Source organism: Terrihabitans rhizophilus (genome assembly GCF_033898525.1).
In the GTDB taxonomy this organism is placed as follows: Bacteria; Pseudomonadota; Alphaproteobacteria; order Rhizobiales; family Methylopilaceae; genus Flaviflagellibacter; species Flaviflagellibacter rhizophilus.
In genome coordinates, this window is record NZ_JAXAFJ010000010.1 from 14440 (window position 1) to 35875 (window position 21436).

Sequence of the window (21436 nt, forward strand, 5' to 3'; positions counted from 1 at the left end):
TTACTGTGCGAGGAAGCCGGCCTGGGACATCAGGTCCTTGTGCAGGGCCTCGTCCTTCTCGAGGAAGGCAGTCATGTCGGCGCCCGCAATAAAGACACCCTTCAGCGCCTGCGCCTCGAGATAGGCCTTGTACTCAGGCGTCTCGACGATCTTCTTGAACAGGTCGACATAGAAGGCCGTCTGCTCTTCCGTCACGCCCTTGGGCAGGAAGATGCCGCGCAGCATGGTGTAATCGAAGTCGATGCCCTGTTCGCGGCAGGTGGGGATGTCGCCCCATGCGAGATCGGTCGTCACCTTCTTGGTGTAGGGCATGCGCTCCTTGTCGAAGACGCACAGCGCGTTCACCTGCCCGGCGCGCCAGGTGGCGATGTTCTCGGACGGATTGTTGAGGTTGGCCTCGGTGTGCTTGCCGACCAGCTGGGTCGCGGCCTCACCGCCCGATTTGTAGGGAATGTAGCCGAACTTCACGCCGCCGCTGCGCTCCAGCGCCGCGGAGATGATGTGGTCCTCGCGCTTGGAGCCCGTGCCGCCCATGCGGAACGAGCCTGGGTCCTTCTTGGCGGCTTCGAGGAACGCGGCGGGGGTCTTGTACTCGCTCTCGGAATTCACCCACAGCACGAACTCGTCCATGGCGACGATGGCGACGGGCGTCATGTCCTTCCAGCTGAACGGCAGCTTGGTGGAAAACGGCAGCGTGTAGATCGAGGACTGCGCGATGATGAACTTGTGGGCGTCCTTGGGGCTCGCCTTCATGTCCATCAGGCCTTCGCCGCCAGAGGCGCCGCCCTTCAACTGAACGGCCGTTGGCACCTTCAGCAGGTCGTGCTTCTGGATGGCCACCTGAATCATGCGCGCCATCTGGTCGGACGCGCCGCCGGCACCGGCCGGTACGATGATCTCGATCGGCTTGTTGGGCTCCCACGCCATGGCGGCGGTGGAGGTCAGTGCCAATGCTGCAACAGCGCCAAGCGCCCGCAGGCCTGCGACAAGTGCCATCTTTGGTTCTCCCATGCGTGCCCATTCGGGCTCTGAATTATGAATTCATTATTCAGCTATTTGCATGGCTGACAAGCGGGGAATGCATGGAGTCCCGGATTTTCCGGTTCGTCGGCTTTTTCAGAGAAGGCAACCGCGCCCATCGACCGGCCACACTGCTTCGACCTCCTCATTGCGCACGGCGACGATCCAGTCATGCTGGTTCACCGTCGGATCGCAATGCGAGGGAACGAGCATCAAGACCTCGCCAAGTTCGGGCGCCGGACCTGCCGGAGAGGCTTCGATGCGGCCCTGTTCGTCGCTCGCCTTCGTGAAGCCGAGGTCAGGCCGGCCTTTGACCAGAGGCATGCCGCTGTCGAGGTTCAGCGACTTCACGCCCGCATCCAAATAGACCACGCCGGCGCTTGCCGTCCGAATGACCGTGGTCTGCACGAAGAGGCTTTGACGGAAGGCGGACACCTGCGCACCGGAAGCGTCGAGGTTCCGGCCATAATCGGCATCCATGAACACATAGGATCCGGGCTGCAGCTCGGTCAGCACGCCGGCCTCGACATCCGCGGTGAAGCTGCCGGTGCCACCGCCGCTGATGACTTCGCAGGAGAGCCCCGCGTCTTGAAGAAGCTGGGAAGCTGCCTTCGCGCGGTTGGCGGCGAGCACAGCGGCTGAAGTGCGCTCTTCATGGGAGCGAATGTGCTGGAAGGGACCGTTGTAGACCTGAAGCCCCCGCAGCCGCAGGCCCGGAGCGTCCTGCACCATCTGTGCAATCTGGAGCAGGCCCGTCGTGTCCCCGTCCGGAAGACCCATCCGGGCATCGCCGGCGTCGATCTCGATCAGGATCTCCAGCTGGACACCGGCGGAGCGCGCCGCGTCCGACAGGACGCGCGCATGGCGGGTATCGGAGCAGAGCGTCGTCGTCCGCACCTCACGGGCCAGCGCGCAGAGGCGCTGCGCCTTTCCGGCCCCCACCACATGGTTCGAGATCAGGAGATCCCGAACCCCGCTCGGCAGCAGCGCCTCACCCTCGGAAACCTTCTGGCAGCACAGGCCGACGGCGCCGGCCGCAAGCTGCCGCCGTGCAACCTCTACGGATTTGTGCGTCTTCGCGTGAGGCCGGAGCACTTGGCCCGTGCCACGCACATGCGCCGCCATGGCTCCGATGTTCGCATCCAGAGCGTCGAGATCGACGATCAGGGCCGGGGTCTGGACGCGGCTGAGCGGATCGCCGATCCGCGCAGGCATGGGCGAGGTCATGTCTACTCCGCGGCAGCGATGGACGGCTCTTTCAGGGATTCATGGACCATCCCCGCCTTGTGGCGGAGGTGATCCTTCAGCAGCGTGCCGAGGCGCGGACCGTCGCGAGCTTCCAGCGCCTCGATGATGCGGACATGGTCCTCGACCGCTTCGTTCCAGCGCTCCGGCGACTTCTTGGCGGTGAAGCGCACCGCATGCGTCCGGACCATGATGGTGTGGTAGAGCTGCGTCAGTTCCGCATTCCCGGCGGCTGCGAAGATGGCTTCGTGGATCGCACGGTTCAGCTTCAGGTAGGGTGCCTGGTCGGCGTTCTGGTAATGCGCGACCATTTCGTCGTGCATTGCGCGCAGGCGCCTGATCCCCTCATCGCTGATGCGCACGGCGGCGAGCTCGCCCGCCAGACTCTCGAGGGCCCCCATGATGGGGAAAAGTTCGTCCACCTCCTGGGGGGAGATCTGGGCGACGGTCGCGCCGCGATTGGGGGAGAGGATCACCAGGCCGCCCGAGGCCAGCACCTTCAGCGCCTCGCGCAGCGGCGTGCGGGAGACGCCGAAACGGGCGCACAGCGCCTGCTCGTTCACCTTGTCCCCGGGCCGGAGCTCTCCCGACAGCACCATGTCGTGCAGGAGATCGACCAGTTCGCCGTGAAGGCTCCGTCGCGCAATCAGCCCCGTTTCAGACACGTCGATCCTCCATCCGGCGCATCCGCCACCACATCAGGGTGACTATGCCCTTGCGCTCCGGGCGCCACAACCGCGCCCGGAGTGCGGTCTTGCGGCTACTCGGCAGCCGCGAGGCTCGGCTGGTTCTTGCGGGCCTCGCTCGTGAAGTACTCCATGGCCGCAGCAACGCCGCCCTTCTTGTGCGGGATGCCGGCCAGTTCGAGGCCCATCTCCACGCCGGCCAGCGCCGCCATGATGGTGAGGTCGTTCGTGTCGCCGAGATGGCCGATGCGGAACACCTTGCCGGTGAGCTTGGTGAGGCCGGTCCCAAGCGACATGTCGAACGCGTCCAGCACCTTGGCCCGGAAGTCGTCGGCATTGTGGCCGTCGGGCACGATCACGGCGGTCAGCGACGAGGAGTAATGCGCCGGCTCGCGGCACAGGATTTCGAGGCCCCAGGCGCGGACAGCGCGGCGGGTCGCCTCGGCATGGCGATCGTGGCGGGCGAAGACGTTATCGAGCCCTTCCTCGTTCAGCATGTCGATGGCGGCGTCGAGGCCGTAGAGCAGGTTGGTGCCCGGCGTGTAGGGGAAGAAGCCGTTCTTGTTGTGCGGGATCATCTCTTCCCACGACCAGAACAGCTTCGGCAGCTTCGCGGTCTTCGACGCCGCGAGGGCCTTCTCGCTGACGGCGTTGAAGCTCAGGCCCGGCGGCAGCATCAGACCCTTCTGCGAGCCGGAGACGGTGACGTCCACGCCCCATTCATCGTGGCGGAAGTCGATGCTGGCCAGCGAGGAGATGGTGTCCACGAGGTAGAGCGCCGGATGGCCCGCCGCGTCGATCGCCTTGCGCACGGCGCCGATGGGCGACACGCAGCCGGTCGAGGTCTCGTTGTGGACCACGCAGACTGCCTTGATCTCGTGGTTCTTGTCCTCGCGCAGGCGAGCCTCGATGGCGTCGGGCTGGGCGCCGGTGCGCCAGTCGGCCTCGATGAAGATCGGCTCGAGGCCGAGCTTGATGGCCATGTTCTTCCACAGCGTGGAGAAATGGCCGGTCTCGAACATCAGCACCTTGTCGCCGGGCGAGAGCACATTGGTCAGCGAGGCTTCCCACGCGCCGGTGCCCGATGCCGGGAAGATGAAGACATGGCTCTTGGTCTTGAACACGCCCTTGATGTTCTCCAGCACCCGGCGGCCGAGCTTCTGGAACTCCGGGCCGCGATGGTCGAGCACAGGCATGTCCATGGCGCGCAGGATGCGGTCCGGGACCGGCGTCGGACCGGGGATCTGGAGGAAGTGACGGCCCGCGACTCGGGTGCTGTTGGAGGGCATAGGGGTGCTCCGGCTGTTTCGAATTGTTCGAATGGGCTTGATGAAATGAATTATGAATGCAAAATTCAGTCAAGCTTTTTCGTGAGAGACCTCGTTCGACATGGCCATCAGCATCACTCCCGGTCTTGAACGGCGCCTGCGCTCCGAACTCTCCGGAGACGTGCTGTTCGACATTACGAGCCGCGGCCGCTACGCGACCGACGCTTCCGTCTACCAGCAGATGCCCGCCGGGGTCGTGATCCCGCGCACGGTGGATGAGGCCGAACGCGCCATCCGCATCGCCCGCGCGGAAGGCGTTCCTGTGACCGCGCGTGGCGGCGGCACGTCGCAGTGCGGACAGACCATCAACACCGGCCTGATCGTCGACTGCTCGCGCCACCTCAACAAGATCATCGAACTCGACGTGAAGGGCATGCGCGCCCGCGTCGAGCCGGGCATCGTGCTCGACGAGCTGAACCGGCAATTGAAGCCGCATGGCCTGTGGTACCCGGTCGATGTCTCCACGGCCTCGCGCTGCACAATCGGCGGCATGGCGGGCAACAATTCCTGCGGCGGCCGTTCGCTGCGCTACGGCACGATGCGCGACAATGTGCTGTCCATGCGCGCCGTCCTCGCCGACGGCAGCGCGGGACGCTTCGGCTCCGTGGCGTCCGACCTCTCGGATCTCGCCCTCGATTCGCCGTTGCGCCCGCTGGCGCAGGACCTGTTCGGGCTTGGTGCCCGCGAGGCGGACGAGATCGAGGCGCGCTTCCCGAAGGTGCAGCGCCGGGTCGGGGGCTACAATCTCGATGCGCTGGTGCCGCGCGGCACCAACAATCTCTCCCACATCCTCGTCGGCTCGGAAGGCACGCTCGGCTTCACCACGGAGGTGGAGCTGAAGCTGTGGCCCCTGCTCGGCAAGCGCACCGTGGGCGCCTGCCATTTCGGCTCGTTCTATGAGGCCATGGACGCCGCCCAGCATCTCGTGACGCTCGGCCCCATCGCCGTGGAACTGGTGGACCGGACTCTGCTGGAACTCGCGGGCAATATCGCGATGTTCCAGCCGACGCTCGCCAAGTTCGTGCGCGGCACGCCGGACGCCGTGCTGCTGGTGGAATTCGCGGAAGAGCCCGAGGAGAACGCCCGCCGCATGAAGCGGCTCGGCGACATGATGGGCGATCTAGGCTTCGGCTGGGATCGCGACGGCGCCAAATGGGGCGGCGTGGTGGAGATCACCGATCCCGGCCTGCAGGCCGCCATCGCGGATGTCCGCACCTCCGGCCTCAACATCATGATGTCCATGAAGGATCAGGGGAAACCGGTCTCCTTCGTGGAGGATTGCGCGGTGCCGCTGGAGCACTTGGCGGAATACACCGACCGGCTGACGCAGGTGTTCGAAAAACACGGCACGCGCGGCACTTGGTACGCCCACGCCTCCGTCGGCTGCCTGCATGTGCGGCCGGTGCTGAACCTGCGCCTCGACAAGGATGTCGCCACCATGCGCGCCATCGCCGAGGAGGCCTTCGACATGGTGCGCGCCTATAAGGGCTCGCATTCCGGCGAGCACGGCGACGGCATCGTGCGTTCGGAATTCCACGAGACCATGTTCGGCACGCGCCTCGTCCGCGCCTTCGAGGAGGTCAAGGACCGCTTCGATCCGGACGGCTTCTTCAATCCCGGCAAGATCGTCCGGGCGCCGAAGTTCGACGACAAGACGCTGTTCCGCTACGGCCCCGACTACAAGCCGGTCGAGATCAAGACGCAGCTCGACTGGTCGTCCTACACCGGTGCGTCCGGCGGCCTGCAGGGCGCGGTCGAGATGTGCAACAACAACGGCGCCTGCCGTAAGTTCGTGGCCGGCACCATGTGCCCGTCCTACCGCGTGACGAAGAACGAACGCGACGTGACGCGCGGACGGGCCAACACGCTTCGCCTCGCATTGTCCGGCCAGCTCGGCCCGGACGCCATCACATCGGACGAGGTGATGGACACCCTGAAATATTGCGTGTCCTGCAAGGGCTGCCGTCGCGAATGCCCGACCGGCGTCGACATGGCGCGCATGAAGATCGAGGTCATCGGCCAGCGCGTCGCCAAGTATGGGCACACGCTGAAGGACCGGCTGGTCGGCTGGATGCCGCGTTACGCGCCCTATGCCGCGCGCATGCCGTGGCTGCTGAACCTTCGGGACCGCCTTCCCGGTGCGGCCAAGCTCAGTGAGAAGGTCGCGGGCTTCAGCGCGGAACGCCCACTGCCGCTCTGGCGCAGCGACATCTTCAAGGACAGCCGCACCGCCTATGGTCCGCAAGACGGCGCACCCGTGGTGCTCTTCGCCGACACGTTCAACCGTTATTTCGAGCGCGAGAACCTCGATGCCGCGCGCGACGTGCTGGTCGCCGCCGGCTATCGCGTCCACATCGCCACGCCCGTGGACGGCTCGTCACGCCCGCTGTGCTGCGGCCGCACCTTCATGAGCGTGGGCCGCACCGACGAGGCGAAACGCGAGGCGCAGCGCGTGCTGGACGCCATGAAGCCCTATCTCGACATGGGCGCCACCATGGTGGGGCTGGAGCCGAGCTGCCTGTACTCCTTCCGCGACGAGGTGCCGAGCTTCCTGCCCGGCGAGCTCAGCCAGCAGCTGGCTGGCCGCTCCATGCTGTTCGAGGAATTCCTGGCCAGGGAGGCCGATGCCGGCCGCCTGCGGCTCGATCTCAGTCCAATTGCTGAGCGCGCACTGCTTCATGGGCATTGCCACCAGAAGAGCTTTGCGGGAATGGGAGCGGTGGAAAAGGTGCTGCGGCTCGTGCCGGGCCTCACGGTCGAAACCGTGGAGTCCAGCTGCTGCGGCATGGCCGGGTCGTTCGGCTATGGCGTCGACACCATCGAGGTGTCGCGCGCCATGGGCGAGCTCAGCCTGCTGCCGGCCGTGAGGGCCGCAGACGCCGACACCATCATCGTGGCCGACGGAACGTCCTGCCGACAGCAGATCGAGGACGGCGCCGGCCGCGACGCCATTCATGTTGCACAGGTGCTTGCCCGCAGCCTTGCAGCCGCGTCCAGCCGGACAGGCATGCCGCTGCGCGAAGCCGCCGAATGAGAGGACATCCGACGATGCTGATCGACAACGTAGCCGAAGCCATGTGGAACGCCGAAGCCGGCCGCTCGCCGGAGACTAAGTTCCGGCACGCGCCCGCCGAGGACCAGGAGCGCTTCCGCCGCCTGGCCACCGCAGCCGTGGCGGCGATGGCGCATCCGACGCAGGATATGCTGGTGCGCGGCAATCGCGCCTTGCAGGCCTGGGAGCAGGCGCAGCATTACCGCAGCCCGGTGGACGGCATCTACCACGCGATGCTGGCCGCGGAGATGCCCGCCACGCAGCGCACGCGCGAGGTCGGCTTCGACCCGCTCTGAGGTCAGTGCCCTCGCAGCGCGGCGCCTTCTTTGTCGTGCACCGCGAAGCGATCCATCATCGTGGAGCTGGCCTCATTCAGGCCCACCACGGTGACGGCTGACCCAAGGCCCCGGAAGCGCAGGACCACCTTGTCCAGCGCTCCCACGGCCGTGATGTCCCAGAAATGGGCGCGGCTGACATCGATCACCACCTCCGGCGCCGGCTGCGCGGCCCGGAACGCCTCGATAAACACCTCGGACGAGGCAAAGAAGATCTGCCCCTCCACGATGTAGGTGTGCCGGGCATCCGTGCTGTCGGACGAGAGGCGGATCTGGACGAGGCGCGCCACCTTTCCGGCGAAGAAGATGCCGGACAGCAGCACGCCGACCAGCACGCCTTGGGCGAGATCGCGCGTGGTGACCACCGTCGCGACCGTGGCCAGCATCACCACCGAGGACTGCCAAGGGTTCTGTCCCAGATCGAGCACGGAGCGCCACGAGAAGGTGCTGATCGACACCATGATCATGACCGCGACAAGCGCGGGCATGGGGATGATGCGGACGAGGTCATCCAGCACGAGGATCAGGAACAGCAGGAACGCGCCGGCCACGAAGGTGGAAAGCCGACCGCGCCCGCCCGACGTGACGTTGATGACCGACTGCCCGATCATGGCACAGCCGCCCATGCCGCCGATCAGTGCGGAGGCGATGTTGCCGGTGCCCTGCCCCACACATTCGCGGCTCTTGTTGCTGGTCGTGTCCGTCATGTCGTCCACGATCTGCGCGGTCAGCAGGCTCTCCAGCAGCCCCACGGCGGCAAGCGTGACGGAACAAGGGAAGATGATCTGCAGCGTCTCAAAAGTCAGCGGCACCTGCGGCCATGCGAACACCGGCAGCGATGACGGAAGCTCGCCGAGATCGCCCACCATGCGCACGTCGATCCCCGCGTAGAAGACCACGCCCGTCAGCACGGCGATGGCGACCAGCGGGGACGGCACGGCCTTCGTCACAAGCGGGAACAGGTAGATGATCGCCAGCCCGGCCGCGACGAACGCATAGGTCAGTGGCGTAACGCCGATGAGTTCCGGCAGCTGCGCCATGAAGATCAGGATGGCGAGTGCGTTGACGAAGCCGGTGATGACCGAGCGCGAGACGAAGCGCATCACGCGCCCGAGCCGCAGCGCGCCGGCGGCGATCTGAATGACACCCATCAGGATCGTGGCGGCGAACAGGTATTGCAGGCCGTGGTCGCGCACGAGGCTGCCCATCAGCACCGCGGTGGCCGCCGTCGCGGCCGAGATCATGGCCGGGCGACCACCCGTGAAGGCGGTGACGCAGGCGATGGCGAAGGAGGCGAACAGGCCGATCTTGGGATCGACGCCGGCGATGACGGAGAACCCGATGGCCTCGGGGATCAGTGCGAGGGCGACGACGATGCCTGAGACGACATCACGCGGTGCGTTCGCGAACCACTCGCGTGCGTAGCTGTTCTGGATTTTCATGTTCTGGTTTCCGCAAGACATGCGCGGACGAGCGCTCACCTGCGGCGCGTCGGTCATCGATGTCGGTTGCGTGGTCCGGCGGATCGGCGGCCGGAAGAGCCACCCGGATTTTCACCGGGTCCAGTCGAATGCCTGCCCTCTAACAACAAAAGGCCTGCGGCACAATTGCGTGCGCCGCAGGCCTGAGATCCGCTCAACCTGTTTTCAGAGCAGGATGAGCCCGACGATCCACACCGTGGTTGCGGCGACGAGGCCCTGGAACAGGGTGCCCAGCGTCTGGAGGCGATAACCCGTCTTCACGTCCATGTTGGAGAACTGCGTCACCACCCAGAAGAAGCTGTCATTGGCGTGCGAGACCACCATTGAGCCCGCACCGATAGCGACCACAACGAGCGCCTTCGCGATGTCTCCATCGAGCCCGAGCGCCGGAAGAAGGGGCGCCATCAGTCCGGCGGTGGTGATGATCGCAACGGTGCTGGAGCCCTGCGCGGTCTTGATGCCGGCCGCGATGACGAAGGGCAGCCACAGCCCAAGATTGGCGCTGGCCAGGCTGTCGCCGATGACCTTTGCGATGCCGGAGTTCTGCAGCACCTTGCCGAAGGCGCCGCCCGCCCCGGTGATGGTGATGATGATGGCGGCATCGATCACGGCCGCACCGACATAGCCGTCGGTGGAAAGCATGTTCCGGTCGAGCTTCTTGGGCAGAAGCAGCGCAAAGCCGACGCCGATCAGCAGAGCAACGACGGGCTGGCCCAGGAAGGACAGCACGTTCACGATCGGGCCTGTGCCGAGAGGCTTGGACGGCAGCTGCGCGATCGAGAGCATCACGATGAGGATGATCGGGACGACGATGGGCAGGAGCGACATGAAGGTCGAAGGTGCGTTCTCGACCGAGAGCTCGGCAGCGCCGTCCGGGATCTCGCCTTCCTTGTAGGGCGGCACTTCGATCCGCGCGGCGACGGTGATGGCGAACAGCCACCCGCCCAGCGTGGCAATCAGGCCGATGATCATGCCCCACAGGATGACGAGGCCGAGATCGGCGCCGAGGATGCCCGCGGCGGCGACCGGGCCGGGCGTCGGCGGCACCATGGTGTGGGTGGCGTACAGCCCAAGCGCCAGCGCAATGGCGGTGGCGGCGAGGCTGATGCCTGCGCGCTTGGCGACCGCCTTGTTCAGCGAGGACAGGATCACGAAGCCGGAATCGCAGAACACCGGGATCGAGACCACATAGCCCATGATGGACATCGCGAGCGGCGCATTGCGCTGGCCGGTGACCCTCAGAATGCTTGCGGCGAGCCTGAAGGCCCCGCCCGACTTTTCGAGGAAGACGCCGATGATCGTGCCGGCGATGATGACGATGCCGATGGACCCGATCGTGCCCCCGAAGCCCTCGTTCACGGACTTCACCACCTCCGCCAGCGGCATTCCGGAGAGGATGCCGAACCCGAATGCCGTCAACAGCAGCGCGAGGAACGGATGCAGCTTCAGATAGGCCGTCGTGAAGACGATGAACGCGATGGACAGCAGAAGAAGCAGGACAAGAAGCATCGACATCTCTCCCGGGGATCGTGCCCCGAAACACCGCACATGCGCAGGCATCTCGGTTGCCAGCACGTCCAGCCGAATGGCGCGGCTGGGATGCCGCCTGATAAGTGGCTGAATACACGTGAAAACGTGAGGAAGAGATAGAGCTTTGGTTCAACCATCCGCGGAGCGGAATGCCGTGGCGGATGCGAATTCCGCCACGGCAGGACTTTTACTTGCGCCGTTCGTCGTGCGTGTGATGCGTGTCGGCTTCGCCGCCGCCGCCCGAAACGCGGCTGCGCTGCGTCTCACGGTCCGGCTTGGTGGGAGATCCCAGGGCGGCCTTCGCGGGAGGCCTGTCGCGGTTCTCGTGGCTGGCTCCGGGGCCGCCGATGCGTTCAGAGGCTTCGTTCTTGTCCGGCATGTCAGCGATCCTGCTGGTAGCCCTGGTTGGTGGTGTTCTGCTTGATGTTGCCCGTGCGGCCACGCTTGTCGGCGTTATCGGTCGTGTGATCCTTGGCCATGGACGTATCCAAAGGCGCCTTCGAGGCGGCATCCTGCGGGCCCTTGGGCGACAGGTTCTCGGCCGGGATTGGTGGCGGACGATTGGTCATCGCGATCCTCTCCTTGTTGTCCTGACCAACACACGGCACCCGCGCAGGTTCCCCGATCCGGGGCACCCGTTCCGGACTGCACGATGGCGTGCTCTTTGCTCTGCACGATGGCGCGCTAGATAGATGCGCATGCAAGACATCCCCATCGAAACCTACGACGACGACCGGCTCCCTTGGGGAGATGTGCGCCTGTGGCTGGCTCTGGCTCTGGCGGTGATCTTCGTCCTGCTCGGCCTCCTCTTCGTCCTGGCTCCGGATGCGGGGGCCGCGTTGTTCGGCCTCTCGGCGCAGATCAGCGAGACCCTGTCTTATGTCGTTGCGCTGGGCATCCGGGACATCGTGCTCGGCGGCCTGATCGGGGCGATGGCGTTCCAGGGGAGGCGCCCCCTTGCCGTGCTGCTGGCGGTGAGCGCAATCATCCCCCTCTTTGACGTGCTGCTCGTCGCCTCCGTCGAAGGCTTCTCGTCGATACTCAACCTCCTGGTCCATGCCTTCGCCGGTGGCGTGCTGGCCACCCTCAGCATCATGCTGTTCCGGACGAAGCCCCGCCGCGCTCTGTGATGGGCCGCGGATGGCTCGCTGGAGCCGCGCTCTGCTGCGGCGCACTCGGCGCTGCCTGGCTGGTCAATCATCGGCGGGAACGGCGGGCTTTACGCCGGAATCCGCCCGCCGGCCATGTGCTGCGCCTTGGCCGCGCCCGGCTCCATGTGCATGTCGCGGGGAGCGGTCCCGACATCGTGCTGCTTCATGGAAACAGCAGCATGGTGCCGGACTTTCTCGCAAGCCCGCTGCATTCGATGCTGACCGAGCAGCGGCGCGTCTGGACCTTCGATCGTCCAGGCTTCGGCCACAGCAACCGTCCCGAAGGCACGGTCTGGACCGCCGACGCGCAGGCCGACCTCATCCTCGGCGCGATGGACCGTCTCGGCATCCGGCAGGCAGAGGTGCTCGGCCATTCCTGGGGATGCCTCGTGGCCATCGCCATGGCTTCGCGCGCGCCCGGCGTCATCACCGGCCTTCACCTGCTGTCGGGATATTATCACCCTCCGGAGCGGCCCTCGCAGCTGGCTTTCGCACCTGCCGCGCTGCCGGTACTCGGCCCGCTGATCCGCCACACAGTGCTGCCGCTGGCCGTGAGGCCGTTCCTCCGCCGGATCCTGCGCAAGATGTTTCGCCCGACCGATGTTTCGCACCGCTTCCGGCGAGCGATGGACAGGGACATGCTTCTGCGGCCGCCGCATGTGCAGGCAACCGCCGAAGATTCCACCCTGATGATGCGCGAGGCTCTGCGCCAGAGCCATGCGGCATGGCACCTGGATCAGCCGGTGACCATCATTGTCGGCGAGGAAGACAGCGTCATCGACTGGCGGCGGCAGTCTGCTCGCCTGCATCGAGCGCTGCCGGGAAGCCGGCTGCTGGTCGTGCCCGGTGCCGGCCACATGGTCCATCATTCGGCACCGGATCTGGTCGGCGCGGAGGTCCTTCGCGGCACCTCCCGATAAAGGGGCGATCCGGTATGGCGGATCGCCCGGATCGTCTTCAGGCGGAACGCATGGAGCGCAGCATTGCGAGATGCGTCTCGATGCTCGGCACAGCCACGGTAGCGGCGCCGCGCGCCATGGGATCGGATCCCCGTCGGGCATAGTTGCGGTGAATGCGGAGAAGCTCCTCGTGGCCCATGATCTGGCCGCGCACATACATCGCGTCGAACGCGGACCCGTCGAGAGCCGCAAGCTCGTCAACCATCTGCCGATGGCGGGCTGTCAGGCCGGTCATGCCGGGGCGCCCTCCAAATGCACGCGCGGTCGCTTCCTGCTCGTTGATCTCGAGCCGCGCGAAGGTCCTCACCGCAGCACTGCGGGATTTGCGGAGCGCAAGCTCGCTGGTCATGGTGGCGAAGTCGCCGCCTTCCAGCGCGCTGGCCTTCATGCTGTCCATCGCGGCGGGCTGGGCCTGCGCAGTGAAGGCCATTCCGGCGGGAAGAAAGAGCGCAGCTCCAGCGGCTGCCTTCAGCATGTTGCGTCTGTCCATCGTGTTCCTCCTGTCTGTGGGGCAAAGAAAAAGGCGGGGCACGCGGCCCCGCCCGTGAGATCGATCAGAAGATCTTGTCGATGAGGGACTTGGCGCCCATCTGGCCGGACTGCGCGCCACCGCCCATGCGCGGCGGCGAGAGCATCGGCTCCTCGCCCATGGGTTCGGACGGGGCGCTGCTGAAGACGCCCTTGCCGTCGATCGACGGGCCTTCGGACCAGCGGCCCTGCACCGGCGGGGCACCGGCGCGGTCGAAGCCCAGATAGGTGTAGGCGAACTCGCTCTTCTCTTCCGACTGCGGATGGCTGTTCGGGATCGGGAAGTTCTCCTGCACGCCGCCCATATCCTCGAGCGCCGCCATCCACTGGTTCTGGTGCATGGTGTCGCGCGCGATAAGGAACTGCAGCATGTCCTTCATGCCGGGATCGTCGGTCATGTTGTGCAGGCGCACGGCCAGCACGCGGCCCGTGGACTCCGCCGCGATATTCGCCGTCAGGTCGGCCGCGATGTTTCCGCTGGCATAGATGTGCGACATGTCGAACGGGATGCCGTCGCTGTCCACGGGCATTGCATTCAGGCCGGAGGACAGGATGTTCTTCATGTTCACGCCGCTCAGAACCGAGCCGGCGATGGGGTCGGCCGCGATTTCTTCCTGAAGCGAGATGGGTGCGTTTTCGAGGTTCAGGGCCACGGCGGTCGCCAGCATCTCGATGTGGCCGATTTCCTCGGTCGCTGTCGTCAGCAGCATATCGCGATACTTCTTGGGGCCGCGTGCGCCCCAGCCCTGGAAGAAGTACTGCATGCACACGCGAATTTCGCCCTCGACGCCGCCGATGGCCTGCTGCAAGGCACGGGCGAATGCGGGGTTTGGCCGGTCGACGCGGACCGGGTACTGCAGGCGAGGATCGTTGAAGTACATCGACGTCTCCTGGAACGTGATCGGGGAAAGGATTTCCGCGGACCAACGTGAACCCAGGTAGAGAGTTTCAGCAGTTGCTTTCGGGGTTCGCTACCGCACCCTCTTACCGACGTCTTCAGCGTTACTTCTGTTGTGACGAGCACTTCTGTCGAGATGAACGGAACCTGTGCTCTGGATCAGCTCAGCCGTCGAGAATGGCCGGCTCCCGGATCATGGCCGTGATGACGTCGAACGGGGCGGGCCGTGCCAGAAGATAGCCTTGCCCGAGGCGGCATCCGAACCCGAGCAGGCGGGCAATCTGTTGCTCCGTCTCGATGCCCTCGGCAACGATCCTGATCCCAAGCTTCGCGGCCATGCCGACGATGCCTTCCACGATGATGGCGCTCAGGGGATCCGATTCCAGCCGTCCAACGAAGGATCGATCGATCTTGATGATATCGACCGGAAAATCCAGCAGATGGGTCAGGGAGGCATAACCCGTGCCGAAATCGTCCAGCGCCACGAGCATGCCTTCCGCCCGCGGCGCGGCAACCGATCTCGCTGCTTCACCGAGATAGACCTCCTCCGTAACCTCCAGCACGAGATTCTTGAGCGGCACGCGGTGTTTCTCGAACGCACGCGCGATCTGTCCACAAAGGGCACCGGACTGGAAGTCCCCTCCGGAGACGTTGATGCCGACATGCTCGATGCCGATATCCATGTCGAGCCAGCGCCGCATGTCCTGCGCGGCCTGCGAGACCATGAAGGTGGTCAGCCGCCGCGCGATCGCGGGGTCGCTCATGGCGGCACTGAACATCTCGGCTTCGAGCAGCGCACCGTCTGTACCGCGCAGGCGACACAGGGCTTCCACGCCCACGATGCGGCGCGTATCCAACCGCAGGACGGGCTGGTAGTGCGCCTCCATCCGCATATCGTCCAGGGCAGCGCCCACCTTCCTGATGGCTGCGAAACGACGGGCGATCGACGAGCCCAGGTCAGGGGTATGAGCCACGAAACCGCCGCGCGTGGTCTCCTTCGCGTGATAGAGCGCGAAATCGGCCCTTTGGCGCAGATCCTCCGCCGCGTTCTGCCCAGTCTCCAGCCGCGCACCTCCGATGGTGATGCTCGGAGACATCATGTGGTCGTTCAGGTCAGCCGGTTGACCTGCGCTGGCGATCAGCCGTAACGCCATCGCCTCCAGCGCCTTGTCGTCCACGACGCCGTGCATCAGGACGGCGAGTTCGTCACCCCCGACGCGATATGCGGCAGCCGGAGAGCACGCCTCGCTGACGCGGCGGCTGACGGCCTGGATCAGGAGGTCACCGACGATGTGACCCGCCGTGTCATTGGTCAGCTTCAAGCGGTCGATGTCGATCAGCAGGAGGCCGAGGGGCTCGCCCCCGCGAAGCGCTTGCTTGAGATCGATCTGGAAGCTGGCGCGGTTTCGCAGCCCCGTCAGGGGGTCGAAATAGGCAAGCCTTGCATTCTCGCGCTGGATCTCGTCGTGCTCGATCGCCAGTGCGCAAATTTGGGTGCAGGTTTCGACGATCGCTCGTTCCAGGCTGTGCGGCCCCCGGCTCTCGGGGAAGTAGAAGGCGAAGGTGCCGGCCACCCTGCCGCTGGCCATCACGATGGGGGATGACCAGCACGCCTTCATGCCCGGCGGGATCAGGATCTCATAGCCGGCCCAGAGCGGGTCGGACTGCAGGTCCAGCACCACCACTTCCTCGCGCAGATAGGCCGCCGTGCCGCAGGAGCCTGCGCGTGGGCCGATCTTCACCCCGCTCAGCGCCTCGCGCTGTTCCGGGCGCAGGCTCGGTGCCGCCAGCACCTGCATCGCGCCTTCGGCATCCACGGTGACGACAGAGCAGATGACGCCCGGCACAAGCGCATCGACATGAGAGCACAGCGCCTCCGCAATGTCCGTGAGGGGTTCGCCGCGGGCGACCATCCGGAGGATCAGGTTCTGGAGACGCAGCAACATCATCGATCCGTTTCTAGGACGACCCTAGGTGGTAATCACTAAAAGACGCCTGCACGGAATTCGGAAGACTTTAACGATCATTAGCCTCATGGACAGCTTGCAGGCCGCTCGCGCGACCGCCACACAGACGCTTTGCCGGCGGAGAGGTGCAGCACGTGGCGATTGCAGGCACGAGGCGCGGTGAGCGTGCGCACCTGATCGAACTGTCGTTGGCCGCCGGCGGTTTCGGCATCGGCGTCGGCGAGTTCGCAATCATGGGCCTTCTGCCCAACATCGCCCGCGGCTTCGACGTCACGGTGCCCTATGCGGGGCACGCCATCAGCTTCTACGCGCTGGGGGTCGTGGTGGGTGCGCCCGTCATCGCGGTGCTGGCGGCGCGCCTGCCGCGCAAGACCCTGCTCATCGGGCTTATGGCTGTATTCGCCCTGGGCAACCTGCTCAGCGCCCTTGCTCCGACCTATGGGAGCTTCGTGCTTCTGCGCTTCCTCTCCGGGCTGCCACATGGCGCCTATTTCGGGGTCGCTTCGCTGGTCGCGGCCTCGATGGCGGATCCGTCGAAGCGGACGCAGGCCGTGGGCCGGGTGATGCTGGGCCTCACGGTCGCGATCCTCGTGGGCACCCCGCTCGTGACCTGGACGGGCCAGCTATTCACCTGGCGGCTGATGTTCGCGGCGGTCGCCGCGATTGCGCTGCTGACCATGCTGATGATCTGGCGTTTCCTGCCCCATGCTCCGGCCGAACATGGGGCAAGCCCGCTTCGGGAACTGCGGGCGTTCGCGCGGCTGCAGGTGTGGCTGACGGTGGCAACCGGCGCCGTCGGGTTCGGCGGGCTTTTCGCCGTGTTCTCCTACATCGCGCCGACCATGACGCAGGTCGCCGGCATGCCGGAAAGCGCGGTGCCCTTCGTCATGGCCATCTTCGGCGGCGGGATGATCGTCGGCATGACCTTCGGTGCGTGGCTGGCAGACCGCAACCTCATGAAGACGGTAGCCGGCTTCCTGATCTTCAGCGTGCTTGCCCTGGCGCTCTTCTCGGTCACCGCCGGCAATGCCTGGCTGCTTTGCCTTTTCGTGTTCCTCGTCGCCTGCGGCGATGCCATCGCCCCTGCCCTCCAGACGCGCCTGATGGACGTGGCTGCGGAGGCGCAGACCCTGGCTGCCGCGCTGAACCACAGCGCGTTCAACATCGCCAACGCGCTTGGCGCCTGGCTGGGCGGGCTCGCCATCACCTGGGGCTATGGCTACGCGTCCACCGGCTGGGTGGGTTCCGCGCTTGCCTTCGGAGGCCTGCTCATCTTTCTCTTATCCATGGCCGTGGAGCGACGGGTTGCCGGCCGCGTCCGGCCCCAGGAGGCTTAGCCCCCGCACCCGGAACCCTGCTGCCTGCCATCTTGTTTGTCCGGCAGAACCCGCAAGAGAGGTCATCATGCTGCGCGTCCTCGTCCTCGCCTCAGCACTGTCCCTGGCCGTTGCCGGCCCACTCGCTGCACAAACCGGCGGACATCACGATCACCCATCGCCCGCAGCATCTTCCGGTTCGCCCTCCACTGAGGAGTTCCAGAAGGCGGACATGGAGATGATGCAGAACATGAAGGTTCCCTACACGGGGAACCCCGACGTGGATTTCCGCACGCACATGATCCCTCATCACGAGGGCGCCGTGGCGATGGCCAAGGTGGCCCTGCGTCACGCCAAGGACGAATCCACCCGTCAGATGGCGCAGAAGATCATCGACGACCAGGAACGCGAGATCGGCGAGATGCGGGCCTGGCTGAAGGCCAATGGTCACTAGGTGTCGGGAACAAGCGCCCGCTCAGGCGGAACCGCGGTCGACGCGACGCATTGATGCGTAAACGTTAAGGACCGGCCATGCAGATCAGCGACAGCGTAGCAACGCTCGTAAATATTCCCGTAGAAATCGATGACGTGCTCAACGAATGGATCGCTGAGCAGCGTGATCCGACACTTACGAAGGCGGGGGCGATCAACCTCGCGGTTCGGGAATACCTGCTGACCCGGGGTCTCCTGAACCCGCCAGGCCCGCTCCAGCAGGTGGACGACGACATGCTGAAGCTGGTCGAGAAGGCCTTCTCGGACGAACCACGCCCCTGAGGGTTGAAAGCGTTCAGGCGGCCAGCACCACCCGGTCGCCCGAGCGCACAGCGCCATCATCCAGCGCCTGCAGGTAGACGCCCAGATCGGTGTGGCCAAAATTTCGCATCAGCGCCTTCGGGAGGTTCTCGTCCCGCTCGGCAGTCTCCGGATTGACGTTCACGGCCCCGCAGCGCGGAGTTCTCTCCAGCCCTCGGAAGCGCAGGCCTCCGATTGTCAGGTCCTTGCCGGCCCAGGCGAGTTCGTCCCAGGGCTCGAGCCCGGTGACATAGATATTGCCGCGGAAGCGAAGGGGATGGATCTCGCGCCCCAAGGCTGAACCCAGCGCACGCACCGATGCGAGGTTGATGACGGAGACGGCCCTCATCATCACCGGCGACATCACGCTGGCGTCGGTGAACTTGTGGTTCTCGCTTTGCAGGACGCGCGGCCGGCCTTTCGTCGCCGGGCCAAGATAGTGCTGCATGTAGGTCTCGACTTGCGCGCGTCCCCCCTCGGTCGACAGATCTGCGGACAGCACCTGCGCCTCGCCCTTGTGGATGCTGAGGGTGGTGGTGGCGGGATCGAACCGGGTGCGCAGCGCCGCGAGTTCCTCATTGTTGCGGAGCATCAGGAAGAAGCCCTTGTCGAGCGGCTCCGGCCTCGCCGGGTCGAACGCCGTCGTTCCCAGCGCCACAGCATATTCCCGATCCCAAGGAATGCCGTGTTCGGGGCTCACCTCGAGCACAGCCAAAGGCTCCGCCGAGAGCCCCTTGACGGGGTAGCGGTACAGATCTGTGACCGTAATCATGCTGCTCCTGCCTGCCCGCAAGGGAAGCGGGACGCGTGCCCCCCGGCCGCGTCCCGCCCCGTGCCTAGTGGCTTATCATCCACGGACGGCTGTTGGGGAAGCTCTTCGAACCGTCGGGACGATAGAGCGTCTTGCGGCTCGGCTTGGAAGAACTGCAGCAGCTGCAGCCCGCTCCATGGCCCAGGCTCTTCGAGCTTTTCGGCGCGTGCTGGCTGCGCTCGTTGGTGGCGAACGCGGTGCGGCGGGCCGGATCCATGCCGGCCATGGCCGGTGCGGTCAGCATCACGCGCGGGGCACTCGACGCGCAGTCCGGGCAGGGCTGCGGGTCGGCGTACTCGGCCATGGGGCGAAGTGCGGCAAAGGGGCCGCACTCCCGACACTCATATTCGTAGACCGGCATCCTACAGGTCCGGAGCGATCGGCATCTTCACCGACCCATCGAGGAACTTGGTCGGCCCATCGGCGCCGGGGTTGACGTCGAAGTGGAAGATCTCGGTCGGGATCCACAAGGTTGCGCAGGCATTCGGGATGTCGACGACGCCCGAGATGTGGCCTTGCACGGGTGCCGTGCCGAGGATCGAATAGACCTGATCGCCCGTATAGCCGAACTTCTTCAGGTACTCGATCGCGTTGAGGCAGGCCTGCCGATAGGCGACGTGAACGTCGAGGTAATGCTGCTTGCCGGCCTCGTCGACCGAGATGCCCTCGAAGATCAGGTAGTCATTGTAGGTCGGCACGATCGGCGACGGCTTGAAGATGGGATTCTTGATCCCGTACTTCTCCATGCCGCCCTTGATGAGGTTGACGCGCAGGTGCAGCCAGCCCGCCATTTCGATGGCGCCGCAGAAGGTGATCTCGCCGTCGCCCTGGCTGAAGTGCAGGTCGCCCATGGAAAGGCCTGCGCCGTCCACATAAACGGGGAAGTAGCACTTGGAGCCGCGCGACAGGTCCTTGATGTCGCAATTGCCGCCGTGCTCGCGCGGCGGCACTGTGCGTGCGCCCTCGGCTGCGGCCTTGGCCTTCGCGTCACCCTTGAGGCGGCCCATATGGGCGGTCTCGGCATAGGGCAAGGTCGTCAGGGCGGGAACGCGGTTCGGCTCGGTGTCGTAGAGTGCCTTCTCGCGGGTGTTCCACTCGTCCAGCATCTTCTGGTCGGGCAGGCAGCCGATCAGGCCGGGATGGATGAGGCCGGCCCAGCTGACGCCCGGCACGTGCCGGGATTCCGTGAACATGCCCTTGAAGTCCCAGATGGACTTCTGCGCCTCGGGGAAGTGCTCCGTCAGGAAGCCGCCGCCATTGTTCTTCGAGAAGAAGCCGTTGAAGCCCCATTGGCTGTCCTGGAAGGCGCCGATGTCGAGGAACTCGACGACCAGCAGGTCGCCCGGCTCCGCGCCCTTCACACCGACGGGTCCGGAGAGGAAATGCACCTGCGTCAGGTCGACATCGCGCACGTCGGACGCATCGTCGTTGTTCTTGATCTGGCCGCCGGTCCAGTCGACCGTCTCGATGATGAAGTCGTCGCCGGGCTCGACCCATTCCACGATCGGGATATCGGGATGCCAGCGGTTATGGATCTTGTCGTTGTCGTAGGCGGAGCCGTTCAGATCGACCTTGATCAGCGTGTCAGCCACTTCTCTTCTCCCCTTGAACCCTGAATGTTTTGCGCGACCGCCGACCGTCAGACGGACAGGTAGCTCGCGACTTTCTTCTCATCGACATCGGCACGGGCATCGTCGCGGACGATCTCGCCGTTCTCGATCACCAGCACCCGGTCCGCGATGTCGAGCGCGAAGCTCAGCACCTGCTCGGACACGACGATGGACAGCCCCTTCTCGTCCCGGATCTTCTTCAGCGTGCGGCCCATCTCGCGGATGATGGAGGGCTGGATGCCTTCCGTCGGCTCGTCGAGCAGCAGCACCTTGGGCTTGGAGGCCAGCGCACGCGCGATGGCGAGCTGCTGCTGCTGCCCGCCCGAAAGATTGCCGCCGCGGCGGCCCTTCATCTCCAGCAGCACCGGGAACAGCTCGTAGATGTCGCCGGGCACCTGGCTTTCGCCGGTCACCGTCAGGCCCGTCTCGATGTTCTCCTTCACCGTCATGGTGGAGAAGATCATGCGGCCCTGCGGCACATAGGCGATGCCCTTGGCCACGCGGTCATAGCTTTTCAGGGCAGTGACGTCGGTCTCGCCGACGCGCACGGCGCCGCTCTTCGTCGGCACCACGCCCATGAGGCTCTTCATCAAAGTGGTCTTGCCCATGCCGTTGCGGCCCATGATGGCCACGATCTCGCCGGGCTTCACATCGAAGGAGAGACCGTGGAGCACCTCGCTCTGGCCATAGGCGACGTGCAGATCCTGTACGTTCAGCATGATCGCGC

The 21436-nt window shown here is 65.5% G+C and carries 22 protein-coding genes and 1 other annotated feature; of the genes, 7 read left to right on the forward strand and 15 right to left on the reverse strand.

Features of this window, described 5'->3' with window-relative positions:
• From SCD90_RS14175 to SCD90_RS14190, 4 genes are all read right to left on the reverse strand, one after another.
• Nucleotides 1–996: a tripartite tricarboxylate transporter substrate binding protein gene (locus tag SCD90_RS14175; RefSeq protein ID WP_319845353.1), complete on the reverse strand. Its 996-nt coding sequence runs from the start codon at nucleotides 994–996 to the stop codon at nucleotides 1–3.
• Between the two features lie 120 nt (nucleotides 997–1116).
• Nucleotides 1117–2247, reverse strand: coding sequence for a DSD1 family PLP-dependent enzyme (locus SCD90_RS14180; RefSeq protein ID WP_319845354.1), 1131 nt, complete (start codon nucleotides 2245–2247; stop codon nucleotides 1117–1119).
• Between the two features lie 2 nt (nucleotides 2248–2249).
• Nucleotides 2250–2930: a GntR family transcriptional regulator gene (locus tag SCD90_RS14185; RefSeq protein ID WP_319845355.1), complete on the reverse strand. Its 681-nt coding sequence runs from the start codon at nucleotides 2928–2930 to the stop codon at nucleotides 2250–2252.
• A 95-nt stretch (nucleotides 2931–3025) separates the two neighbouring features.
• A complete protein-coding gene (locus tag SCD90_RS14190; protein ID WP_319845356.1) occupies nucleotides 3026–4240 on the reverse strand; it encodes a pyridoxal-phosphate-dependent aminotransferase family protein in 1215 nt (404 codons plus the stop codon).
• Between the two features lie 100 nt (nucleotides 4241–4340).
• On the opposite strand from SCD90_RS14190, the gene SCD90_RS14195 reads away from it, so the two are divergent.
• Both SCD90_RS14195 and SCD90_RS14200 read left to right on the forward strand, forming a co-directional pair.
• Complete coding sequence (locus tag SCD90_RS14195; RefSeq protein WP_319845357.1) at nucleotides 4341–7313, forward strand: FAD-binding and (Fe-S)-binding domain-containing protein; 2973 nt, start codon at nucleotides 4341–4343, stop codon at nucleotides 7311–7313.
• Between the two features lie 14 nt (nucleotides 7314–7327).
• Complete coding sequence (locus SCD90_RS14200) at nucleotides 7328–7627, forward strand: hypothetical protein (protein WP_319845358.1); 300 nt, start codon at nucleotides 7328–7330, stop codon at nucleotides 7625–7627.
• A 2-nt stretch (nucleotides 7628–7629) separates the two neighbouring features.
• Here SCD90_RS14200 and SCD90_RS14205 read toward each other — a convergent pair whose 3' ends face one another.
• The 4 genes from SCD90_RS14205 to SCD90_RS14220 all read right to left on the reverse strand — a co-directional run bounded on the left by SCD90_RS14205 (nucleotide 7630) and on the right by SCD90_RS14220 (nucleotide 11246).
• Nucleotides 7630–9108 carry a SulP family inorganic anion transporter gene (locus SCD90_RS14205; RefSeq protein WP_319845359.1) on the reverse strand — a complete coding sequence of 493 codons (1479 nt, stop codon included), beginning with the start codon at nucleotides 9106–9108 and terminating at the stop codon, nucleotides 7630–7632.
• A gap of 69 nt (nucleotides 9109–9177) precedes the next feature.
• Nucleotides 9178–9233: a sequence feature (sul1 is cis-regulatory element that is thought to sense ions involved in sulfur or methionine metabolism; They are found in Alphaproteobacteria), on the reverse strand.
• A gap of 79 nt (nucleotides 9234–9312) precedes the next feature.
• Nucleotides 9313–10656, reverse strand: a complete 1344-nt coding sequence (locus SCD90_RS14210) for a GntP family permease (RefSeq protein WP_319845360.1) — start codon at nucleotides 10654–10656, stop codon at nucleotides 9313–9315.
• A gap of 208 nt (nucleotides 10657–10864) precedes the next feature.
• Nucleotides 10865–11056, reverse strand: coding sequence for a hypothetical protein (locus tag SCD90_RS14215; protein WP_319845361.1), 192 nt, complete (start codon nucleotides 11054–11056; stop codon nucleotides 10865–10867).
• Nucleotide 11057: 1 nt separating this feature from the next.
• Nucleotides 11058–11246, reverse strand: a complete 189-nt coding sequence (locus SCD90_RS14220; protein ID WP_319845362.1) for a hypothetical protein — start codon at nucleotides 11244–11246, stop codon at nucleotides 11058–11060.
• 129 nt (nucleotides 11247–11375) lie between these two features.
• Between SCD90_RS14220 and SCD90_RS14225 the strand changes: the two genes are divergently transcribed.
• Nucleotides 11376–11807 carry a DUF4267 domain-containing protein gene (locus SCD90_RS14225; RefSeq protein ID WP_319845364.1) on the forward strand — a complete coding sequence of 144 codons (432 nt, stop codon included), beginning with the start codon at nucleotides 11376–11378 and terminating at the stop codon, nucleotides 11805–11807.
• Complete coding sequence (locus SCD90_RS14230; RefSeq protein ID WP_319845365.1) at nucleotides 11807–12748, forward strand: alpha/beta fold hydrolase; 942 nt, start codon at nucleotides 11807–11809, stop codon at nucleotides 12746–12748. Before SCD90_RS14225 ends, SCD90_RS14230 begins: the two co-directional genes overlap by 1 nt.
• Before the next feature lie 37 nt (nucleotides 12749–12785).
• Here the strand turns inward: SCD90_RS14230 and SCD90_RS14235 are convergent, their stop codons facing one another.
• From SCD90_RS14235 to SCD90_RS14245, 3 genes are all read right to left on the reverse strand, one after another.
• Nucleotides 12786–13277, reverse strand: a complete 492-nt coding sequence (locus tag SCD90_RS14235) for a DUF4142 domain-containing protein (RefSeq protein WP_319845366.1) — start codon at nucleotides 13275–13277, stop codon at nucleotides 12786–12788.
• Nucleotides 13278–13341: 64 nt separating this feature from the next.
• Nucleotides 13342–14196, reverse strand: a complete 855-nt coding sequence (locus SCD90_RS14240; RefSeq protein WP_319845367.1) for a manganese catalase family protein — start codon at nucleotides 14194–14196, stop codon at nucleotides 13342–13344.
• A 181-nt stretch (nucleotides 14197–14377) separates the two neighbouring features.
• Complete coding sequence (locus tag SCD90_RS14245) at nucleotides 14378–16162, reverse strand: bifunctional diguanylate cyclase/phosphodiesterase (protein ID WP_319845368.1); 1785 nt, start codon at nucleotides 16160–16162, stop codon at nucleotides 14378–14380.
• Nucleotides 16163–16314: 152 nt separating this feature from the next.
• Here SCD90_RS14245 and SCD90_RS14250 point away from each other — a divergent pair, with 152 nt between their 5' ends.
• The 3 genes from SCD90_RS14250 to SCD90_RS14260 all read left to right on the forward strand — a co-directional run bounded on the left by SCD90_RS14250 (nucleotide 16315) and on the right by SCD90_RS14260 (nucleotide 18270).
• On the forward strand, nucleotides 16315–17517 hold the full coding sequence (locus SCD90_RS14250) for an MFS transporter (RefSeq protein WP_319845369.1): 1203 nt from the start codon (nucleotides 16315–16317) through the stop codon (nucleotides 17515–17517).
• Between the two features lie 67 nt (nucleotides 17518–17584).
• On the forward strand, nucleotides 17585–17950 hold the full coding sequence (gene copM, locus SCD90_RS14255; RefSeq protein WP_319845370.1) for a CopM family metallochaperone: 366 nt from the start codon (nucleotides 17585–17587) through the stop codon (nucleotides 17948–17950).
• Between the two features lie 77 nt (nucleotides 17951–18027).
• Nucleotides 18028–18270 carry a hypothetical protein gene (locus SCD90_RS14260; protein WP_319845371.1) on the forward strand — a complete coding sequence of 81 codons (243 nt, stop codon included), beginning with the start codon at nucleotides 18028–18030 and terminating at the stop codon, nucleotides 18268–18270.
• Nucleotides 18271–18283: 13 nt separating this feature from the next.
• Here the strand turns inward: SCD90_RS14260 and SCD90_RS14265 are convergent, their stop codons facing one another.
• From SCD90_RS14265 to urtE, 4 genes are all read right to left on the reverse strand, one after another.
• Nucleotides 18284–19060 (reverse strand): MOSC domain-containing protein, encoded by a 777-nt coding sequence (locus SCD90_RS14265; RefSeq protein ID WP_319845372.1) that lies wholly within the window; start codon nucleotides 19058–19060, stop codon nucleotides 18284–18286.
• A 64-nt stretch (nucleotides 19061–19124) separates the two neighbouring features.
• Nucleotides 19125–19460 carry an FmdB family zinc ribbon protein gene (locus SCD90_RS14270; protein WP_319845373.1) on the reverse strand — a complete coding sequence of 112 codons (336 nt, stop codon included), beginning with the start codon at nucleotides 19458–19460 and terminating at the stop codon, nucleotides 19125–19127.
• Nucleotide 19461: 1 nt separating this feature from the next.
• Nucleotides 19462–20691, reverse strand: coding sequence for a formamidase (fmdA, locus tag SCD90_RS14275; RefSeq protein ID WP_319845374.1), 1230 nt, complete (start codon nucleotides 20689–20691; stop codon nucleotides 19462–19464).
• A gap of 47 nt (nucleotides 20692–20738) precedes the next feature.
• Nucleotides 20739–21428, reverse strand: coding sequence for an urea ABC transporter ATP-binding subunit UrtE (urtE, locus tag SCD90_RS14280; RefSeq protein WP_319845375.1), 690 nt, complete (start codon nucleotides 21426–21428; stop codon nucleotides 20739–20741).
• Nucleotides 21429–21436: the final 8 nt, after the last annotated feature.

Coding starts and splice junctions, on each gene's coding strand:
- SCD90_RS14215 (WP_319845361.1), bottom strand. CDS start 11,056: ATGCCGGACAAGAACGAAGCCTCTGAACGCATCGGCGGCCCCGGAGCC.
- SCD90_RS14260 (WP_319845371.1), top strand. CDS start 18,028: ATGCAGATCAGCGACAGCGTAGCAACGCTCGTAAATATTCCCGTAGAA.
- SCD90_RS14175 (WP_319845353.1), bottom strand. CDS start 996: ATGGCACTTGTCGCAGGCCTGCGGGCGCTTGGCGCTGTTGCAGCATTG.
- SCD90_RS14245 (WP_319845368.1), bottom strand. CDS start 16,162: ATGATGTTGCTGCGTCTCCAGAACCTGATCCTCCGGATGGTCGCCCGC.
- urtE (WP_319845375.1), bottom strand. CDS start 21,428: ATGCTGAACGTACAGGATCTGCACGTCGCCTATGGCCAGAGCGAGGTG.
- SCD90_RS14270 (WP_319845373.1), bottom strand. CDS start 19,460: ATGCCGGTCTACGAATATGAGTGTCGGGAGTGCGGCCCCTTTGCCGCA.
- SCD90_RS14225 (WP_319845364.1), top strand. CDS start 11,376: ATGCAAGACATCCCCATCGAAACCTACGACGACGACCGGCTCCCTTGG.
- SCD90_RS14195 (WP_319845357.1), top strand. CDS start 4,341: ATGGCCATCAGCATCACTCCCGGTCTTGAACGGCGCCTGCGCTCCGAA.
- SCD90_RS14235 (WP_319845366.1), bottom strand. CDS start 13,277: ATGGACAGACGCAACATGCTGAAGGCAGCCGCTGGAGCTGCGCTCTTT.
- SCD90_RS14205 (WP_319845359.1), bottom strand. CDS start 9,108: ATGAAAATCCAGAACAGCTACGCACGCGAGTGGTTCGCGAACGCACCG.
- SCD90_RS14180 (WP_319845354.1), bottom strand. CDS start 2,247: ATGACCTCGCCCATGCCTGCGCGGATCGGCGATCCGCTCAGCCGCGTC.
- SCD90_RS14230 (WP_319845365.1), top strand. CDS start 11,807: ATGGGCCGCGGATGGCTCGCTGGAGCCGCGCTCTGCTGCGGCGCACTC.
- SCD90_RS14240 (WP_319845367.1), bottom strand. CDS start 14,196: ATGTACTTCAACGATCCTCGCCTGCAGTACCCGGTCCGCGTCGACCGG.
- SCD90_RS14210 (WP_319845360.1), bottom strand. CDS start 10,656: ATGCTTCTTGTCCTGCTTCTTCTGCTGTCCATCGCGTTCATCGTCTTC.
- copM (WP_319845370.1), top strand. CDS start 17,585: ATGCTGCGCGTCCTCGTCCTCGCCTCAGCACTGTCCCTGGCCGTTGCC.
- SCD90_RS14200 (WP_319845358.1), top strand. CDS start 7,328: ATGCTGATCGACAACGTAGCCGAAGCCATGTGGAACGCCGAAGCCGGC.
- SCD90_RS14190 (WP_319845356.1), bottom strand. CDS start 4,240: ATGCCCTCCAACAGCACCCGAGTCGCGGGCCGTCACTTCCTCCAGATC.
- SCD90_RS14220 (WP_319845362.1), bottom strand. CDS start 11,246: ATGACCAATCGTCCGCCACCAATCCCGGCCGAGAACCTGTCGCCCAAG.
- SCD90_RS14265 (WP_319845372.1), bottom strand. CDS start 19,060: ATGATTACGGTCACAGATCTGTACCGCTACCCCGTCAAGGGGCTCTCG.